General features: G+C 65.0%; 5 protein-coding genes. All 5 read left to right on the top strand.

Annotation, left to right across the window (positions count from 1 at the left end):
* The first annotated feature begins 128 nt into the window (after positions 1 to 128).
* Genes AC1DQP_RS15910 through AC1DQP_RS15890 form a run of 5 tightly spaced genes read left to right on the top strand, consistent with a single transcriptional unit; the run spans position 129 to position 5,173 of the window.
* On the top strand, positions 129 to 764 hold the full coding sequence (locus AC1DQP_RS15910) for a 2-dehydro-3-deoxy-6-phosphogalactonate aldolase (RefSeq protein ID WP_457321290.1): 636 nt from the start codon (positions 129 to 131) through the stop codon (positions 762 to 764).
* Positions 761 to 1,909, top strand: a complete 1,149-nt coding sequence (gene dgoD, locus AC1DQP_RS15905) for a galactonate dehydratase (protein WP_478051983.1) — start codon at positions 761 to 763, stop codon at positions 1,907 to 1,909. The genes AC1DQP_RS15910 and dgoD overlap by 4 nt, the downstream gene beginning before the upstream one ends.
* Positions 1,910 to 1,923: 14 nt before the next feature.
* A complete protein-coding gene (locus AC1DQP_RS15900) occupies positions 1,924 to 2,679 on the top strand; it encodes an SDR family NAD(P)-dependent oxidoreductase (RefSeq protein WP_478051982.1) in 756 nt (251 codons plus the stop codon).
* Positions 2,676 to 3,617, top strand: coding sequence for an SMP-30/gluconolactonase/LRE family protein (locus tag AC1DQP_RS15895; RefSeq protein ID WP_457320986.1), 942 nt, complete (start codon positions 2,676 to 2,678; stop codon positions 3,615 to 3,617). The genes AC1DQP_RS15900 and AC1DQP_RS15895 overlap by 4 nt, the downstream gene beginning before the upstream one ends.
* Positions 3,614 to 5,173: a sodium/sugar symporter gene (locus AC1DQP_RS15890; RefSeq protein ID WP_478051981.1), complete on the top strand. Its 1,560-nt coding sequence runs from the start codon at positions 3,614 to 3,616 to the stop codon at positions 5,171 to 5,173. Before AC1DQP_RS15895 ends, AC1DQP_RS15890 begins: the two co-directional genes overlap by 4 nt.
* The last annotated feature ends 99 nt before the right edge of the window (positions 5,174 to 5,272 follow it).

The raw sequence follows: 5,272 nt of genomic DNA, 5'->3' as shown, positions 1-5,272 counted from the left end.
GTACGACGCGATCCGGCTAAAGCAGCCGGAGGCGGCGCGCGCGGCCATGTTGGACATGATTGCCGATTCCCGCGCCAACCTGAAGGGAATTCGCGCCCCACGCAAACCACCACGCTGAAGGATTTCCCATGAGCACCGCCTGGATGCAACCCCTCCCATTGGTTGCCATCCTGCGCGGACTCACCCCGCAGGAGGCGCCCGCCGTCGGTGCCGCACTTGCCGATGCCGGGTTTCATATCCTGGAAGTGCCGCTGAACTCTCCACAGCCACTGGAGAGCATCGAATTGCTGGCCAGGCAGCTCGGTGACCGCTGCCTGGTCGGGGCGGGCACCGTGCTCACCACCGCCCAAGTGGATGACGTGGCCAATGCAGGCGGCCGCATCATCGTGATGCCGCATGCCGACGTTGAGGTCATCGCTGCCGCGCACGCCAAGGGCATGCGCTGCACCCCCGGCGTGGCCACGCCCACCGAGGCGTTCGCCGCATTGCGTGCCGGTGCTGATGCATTGAAGCTGTTCCCTGCCGAGCAGTTGCCGCCGCCTGTGCTGAAAGCCTGGTCCAGCGTACTGCCCGCCGGCACCGCGCTGCTGCCCGTGGGCGGCATCACCCCCGAACGCATGGCGGCCTACCGCCAAGCGGGCGCGGCCGGGTTCGGCATCGGCTCGGCCCTGTACGCCCCCAAGACCCCGCCAGCAGAAGTGGCGCGCCGCGCGCGCGCGTTCATCGACGCTTGGAGCAGCACCAACACGGACCCCCATGCATGAAGATCACTGCCATCACCACCTACCTGGTGCCCCCGCGCTGGCTGTTTGTCCGGATCGAAACCGATGCCGGCATCATCKGCTGGGGCGAGCCAATCGTAGAGGGCCGCGCGCATACCGTGGCCGCTGCGGTGGAAGAGCTTTCCGATTACCTGATCGGCAAGGATCCCCGGCACATCGAAGACCACTGGAACGTGCTCTATCGCGGCGGATTCTACCGTGGCGGCCCGATCCTGATGAGCGCGCTGGCCGGCATCGACCAAGCGCTGTGGGACATCCATGGCAAGGCGCTAGGCGTTCCCGTGCACGCCCTGCTGGGCGGCCCCGTGCGCGACCGCATCCGCGTGTATTCGTGGATCGGCGGTGACCGCCCGGCCGATACCGCACGTGCGGCCAGCGAAGCGGTGGCACGCGGTTTCACTGCGGTGAAGATGAATGGCACCGAAGAAATGCAGATCGTCGACACCCATGACAAGGTCACGCGGGTGCTGGAAAACGTACAGGCCGTGCGCGATGCGGTCGGCCCCGATATCGGCCTGGCCGTGGACTTCCACGGCCGCGTGCACAAGCCGATGGCGAAGGTGCTCATGCGTGAGCTGTCGCCGTTTGGTCTGATGTTCATCGAAGAACCGGTGTTGTCCGAACACTTGGAGGCGATTCCGGAACTGGCGGCCCTCTCCCCCGCCCCGATCGCACTGGGGGAGCGCCTGTACTCCAGGTACGATTTCAAGCGGGTGCTGCAGGCGGGCGGCGTGGACATCCTGCAGCCTGACCCCTCGCATTCGGGCGGCATTACCGAAACCCGCAAGATCGCAGCTATGGCAGAAGCGTATGACGTTGCCATCGCCCTGCACTGTCCCCTCGGCCCGATTGCTCTGGCCGCCAATCTTCAGCTGGATGCGGTCTGCTACAACGCCTTTATCCAGGAGCAGAGCCTGGGCATCCACTACAACGCCAGCAACGACCTGCTCGATTACCTGGTTGACCGCTCGCCCTTCGATTACAACGAGGGGTTCGTCAAGATTCCCAATGGCCCCGGCCTGGGCATCGAGATCAACCAGGTTTACGTCGACGAGCGAGCCGCTGAAGGCCACCGCTGGCGCAACCCGATCTGGCGCCATGCCGATGGCAGCGTGGCCGAGTGGTGAGCGCGGTGAAGACCATGACCCATTACCCCAGTTTAAAGGGCCGCGCGGTATTGATCACCGGCGGCGCTACCGGCATTGGTGCCGGTTTTGTKGAGCATTTCGCCCGGCAGGGCGCAAAGGTGGCGTTCTTGGACATCGATGACAGCGGCGCCCAAGCACTGCTCGATGAGCTGCGTGACGTTGAGCCGGTACCGCATTACCTGCGCTGCGACATCACGGATATCGAGGCCTTCCGAGCCACGGTCGCCGAGGCCCGTGGCTTGGTGGGGCCGTTTTCAGTGCTCATCAACAACGCGGCCAACGACGCACGCCATGCCTTGGCCGACACCGGCGTGGCCGATTTCGAGCGCAGCGTGGCGGTCAATCTGCGCCACCAGTACTTCGCGATCCAGGCCGTGTCGCCGGACATGCGGTCGCTGGGCGGTGGCTCGATCATCTGTCTGGGGTCGACCGGCTGGATGATCAAGAACAGTGGTTACCCGCTGTACGCCATGGCCAAATCCGCGGTACACGGGCTGGTGAACGGGCTGGCCCGCGAGCTGGGCCAGGACCGTATCCGCATCAACGCGCTGGTCCCCGGCTGGGTGATCACCGAGAAACAGCAGCGGCTGTGGCTGGATGCGGAGGGTGAAGCGCAGCTGCGGCGCTCGCAATGCCTGCCGGGCTACCTGCGTGCGGACGATCTTGCCCGTGCCGCACTGTTCCTGGCCGCCGACGACAGCCGCATGTGCACCGGCCAGGACTTCATCGTGGACGGAGGCTGGGTGTGACCGCCGCGATGAGCGTGGCGGTTCCCTCGGGAAACACCCTGGGCGAAGGCGTGCTGTGGTGCGACCGCGAGCAGGCGGTGTACTGGACCGACATCCAGCAGTCGAAGTTGTGGCGCTACCGTCCACAGGACGGGGCAATCACCCGCTGGCCGATGCCGGAGCGTCTGGCCGCGATGGCGCTGTGCGAAGCGGACGGTTGGCTGCTGCTCGCCCTTGCCTCCCGGCTGGCGTTCTTCCACCCCGAACGCAATGAATTCCGCGACCTGCAGGACCTGCGTGGGTTGGCAACCACCGATACGCGTGCCAATGATGGCGCTTGCGACCGTCAAGGCAGATTCGTGTTCGGCATGCTGCATGAGCCCGCCGAAGGCCCAAAGCAGGCGGTAGCACCGTTCCTCCGCCTCAATGCGGACCTTACTTTGGAAACCCTGCCGCTGCCGCCGGCCGCCATTTCCAACAGTATTACCTTCAGCCCCTCAGGCGACACGATGTACTTCTGTGATTCGCTACAGAAGCAGATCCTGCGATGTGATTACGGCAAGACGCTCGGGCCGGCGCAGCTGTTCGTTGACCTGCAGGCCGAACCCGGCGAGCCCGACGGCAGCACCGTCGATGCCGAAGGCGGCCTCTGGAACGCCCGGTGGGGCGATGCACGCGTGGTGCGTTACCTGCCCGACGGTACCGAGGATCGCTCGATTGCCACGCCGGTCAGCCAACCGACTCGCCCGGCCTTCGGTGGGCCTGGACACCGCACGCTGTTCATCACCAGTGCGCACGAGGGGCTGGATGCCGCCGCGCGTGCAGTTGACCCCCTTGCCGGGCACCTGCTCTCCATCGAAAACGCCGGTATCGCCGGCCTTCCCGAAGCCCGGTTCGCCGGCGACCCCACCAGCTTGCCGCCCCGCGCACCGCGTGGGACTTCCGCGGAGATTCCATGAGCCTTTCCACCCTTGATATCAGCATCGTGCTGGCCTACCTGGCGGGCATTTTCATCCTTGCACAGTGGGTATCGCGCGAGAAAGCCGGCCAGCAGAAGTCTGCGCAGGACTACTTCCTGGCCAGCCGCAGCCTGCCGTGGTGGGCCATCGGCGCCTCGCTGATCGCAGCCAACATCTCGGCCGAACAAATCATCGGCATGTCCGGTTCGGGCTATGCGATCGGCCTGGCCATCGCGTCGTATGAGTGGATGGCCGCGATCACCCTACTGATCGTCGGCAAATGGTTCCTGCCGATTTTCCTGCGCAATGGCATAACCACCATGCCGCAGTTCCTGCAAGAGCGTTACGGCAACCGCATCCGCACCCTCATGGCGGTGTTCTGGCTGGGCCTGTATGTGTCCGTCAACCTCACCTCGATCCTGTGGTTGGGTTCGATTGCCATTGCCGGTGTTGCTGGCCTCAACCAGGATGTTGCACTGGTGCTGCTCGGCGCGTTCGCGCTGGCTTACCAGCTGTACGGCGGCCTGAAGGCGGTGGCGCTGACCGATATCGTGCAGGTGTGCCTGCTGGTGCTGGGGGGCCTACTGGTAACCGTGATCACACTAAGCAAAATCGGTGATGGCAGCGTCAGCGACGGTTTCATGCACCTCTGGCAGCAGCACCCGGAGCGGTTCGAGATGATCCTGAGCAAGGACAACCCGTTCTACAAGGACCTGCCGGGCCTCTCGGTGTTGCTGGGCGGCATGTGGATCGCCAATCTCAGCTATTGGGGCTTCAACCAGTACATCATCCAGCGGGCACTGGCGGCCAAGAACCTGCGCGAGGCCCAGAAAGGGGTGGTGTTCGCCGCCTCCCTCAAGCTGCTGATCCCGGCCATCGTGGTTCTGCCCGGCATTGCCGCGGTGATGCTGGCGCCGGATCTGGAGCGACCCGACGCCGCCTACCCCACCATGCTGGCCCTGTTGCCCAGTGGCATCCTCGGGCTGGTCTTCGCGGCGCTGGTGGCGGCAATCGTCGCGTCGCTGGCCTCGAAGATCAATTCGGTGGCGACCATTTTCACCCTGGATTTCTACGCCAAGCGCGCGCCGGACGCCTCGCAGGCGAAGCTGGTGCGGGTGGGCCGCATTGCCGCCTCCATCGCCATCATCGTCGCGGTGATGACCGCACGCCCATTGCTGGGCGGGTTCGACCAGGGCTTCCAATACATCCAGGAGTTCACCGGCTTCTTCACGCCCGGCATCGTGGTGATCTTCCTGCTGGGTCTGTTCTGGAAGCGCGCCAATGAGGCCGGCGCGCTGGCCGCCGCAGTGGGTTCGTTCTTGCTATCGCTGGTGTTCAAGCTGCTGTGGCCGTCGCTGCCATTCCTGGACCGCATGGGCGTGGTGTTCTTGGCGACCCTGCTGCTTGGGGTCGGTGTTGCGCTGGCTACCCGCGCCAGTGGCGACCGCGACCGCATCCGTACCGATGACGTGGGCTATGCCACCTCCCCGTCATTCAACGTCGCCTCGCTTGCGGTACTGGCGATCCTGGTGGCCCTGTACGCAACTTACTGGTGATGGACATGCAACWGATGCTTCCCCTGCGCACCCTGATGCTGGCCGTGCTGACAGCCGTGGCGCTCCCTTCGCTGGCGGCCGAGGTGACCTGGACCGATA

The organism is Stenotrophomonas sp. P5_A8 (genome assembly GCF_056400545.1).
This window is presented reverse-complemented; position numbering and strand designations above follow the sequence as displayed.

Bases quoted from the DNA above. Each gene is read 5' to 3' on its own strand.
- AC1DQP_RS15890 (WP_478051981.1), top strand. From the start codon at position 3,614: ATGAGCCTTTCCACCCTTGATATCAGCATCGTGCTGGCCTACCTGGCG.
- AC1DQP_RS15910 (WP_457321290.1), top strand. From the start codon at position 129: ATGAGCACCGCCTGGATGCAACCCCTCCCATTGGTTGCCATCCTGCGC.